This is a genomic window from Pseudomonas sp. 51_B (assembly GCF_017491595.1).
Lineage (GTDB): Bacteria > Pseudomonadota > Gammaproteobacteria > Pseudomonadales > Pseudomonadaceae > Aquipseudomonas > Aquipseudomonas promysalinigenes.
Genome location: NZ_JAFGYW010000057.1, coordinates 1 through 1581, shown reverse-complemented (window position 1 = coordinate 1581; position 1581 = coordinate 1). Strand labels below are relative to the sequence as shown.

General features: G+C 58.5%; 1 protein-coding gene. It reads left to right on the top strand.

The features are described 5' to 3' along the window. On the top strand, positions 1-1581 hold a 1581-nt coding region (locus tag J5M56_RS23545; protein WP_347709433.1), incomplete at both ends, for an immunoglobulin-like domain-containing protein.

The following is a 1581-nucleotide window of genomic DNA, read 5'->3' as shown; positions in this document are numbered from 1 at the left end:
GTGACTTCGAGAAGCTGGACGTCAGCCCGGCACCGGCTGTGACTGCAATCACCGACACCATCGATACTTCCACAGTGACTCTGACGGCCACTCCGTCCGCTGTTGAAGGTGGCGTGGTCACCTACACCGCGAGCGTGACTTCGCCAGTTACCGGCACTCCTCTGGTGATCACTCTGGCCAATGGCCAGACCATCACCATCCCGGTCAACGCCAGCTCTGGCTCGGTTGACTACGTTGCACCGAACAACGTCTACAACACCAACACGCCGCTGACCAACAGCATCACTAACGTCACTGGCGGTAACTACGAGAAGCTGGAGACTGCTGGTAATCCGACCACTTCGGTTACTGACGATCCGGCGAAGCTCGACAGTACTGGCCTCACCTTGTCCGCCACCGGTACCGTCCAGGAAGGCGGCAGCATCGTTTACACCGCTACTCTGACCAATCCGGCTGGCAGCGAGATGACGGTCACCTTGAGTAACGGTGCCGTGATCACCATCGCCAAAGGCCAGACTGAAGGCAGCGTGTCGTTCGATGCCCCAGCCAACACCGTCTATGTCGATGCTGGCAATGTGAGTGTGAATGTCACCGGCACCACCGGTGGTGACTTCGAGAAACTGGACGTCAGCCCAGCGCCGGTTGTGACCGCAATCACCGATACCATCGATACTTCGACGGTGACCTTGACCGCGACCCCAAGCGTGACCGAAGGCGGCACCGTGGTCTACACCGCCACCGTCAACGCACCGGTTACTGGTGCTCCGCTGGTGATTACTTTGGCTAACGGCCAGACCATCACCATCCCGGTAAACGCCAGCTCTGGCTCGGTTGACTACGTTGCGCCAAACAACGTCTACAACACCAACACCCCGCTGACCAACAGCATCACCAATGTCACTGGCGGCAACTACGAGAAGCTGGAGACTGCTGGTAACCCAACCACTTCGGTTACCGATGATCCGACCCAGCTGGACAGCACTGGCCTCACCTTGTCCGCCACTGGCACCGTCCAGGAAGGTGGCAGCATCGTTTACACCGCCACCCTGACCAATCCAGCCGGTAGCGAGATGACGGTTACCTTGAGCAATGGTGCCGTGATCACCATCGCCAAAGGCCAGACTGAAGGCAGCGTTTCGTTCGATGCGCCAGCTAACACCGTCTATGTCGATGCCGGCAATGTCAGTGTGAATGTCACCGGCACCACAGGTGGTGACTTCGAGAAGCTGAACGTCAGCCCAACACCGGCTGTGACTGCTATTACCGACACCATCGATACTTCCACAGTGACTCTGACGGCCACTCCGTCCGCTGTTGAAGGTGGCGTGGTCACCTACACCGCGAGCGTGACTTCGCCAGTTACCGGTACTCCGCTGGTAATCACCCTGGCCAACGGCCAGACCATCACCATTCCGGTCAACGCCAGCTCGGGTTCTGTCGACTACGTTGCACCGAACAACGTCTACAACACCAATACGCCGCTGACCAACAGCATCACCAATGTCACCGGTGGCAACTACGAGAGGCTGGAAACCGCTGGGAACCCAACCACTTCGGTTACCGATGATCCAGCGAAGCTCG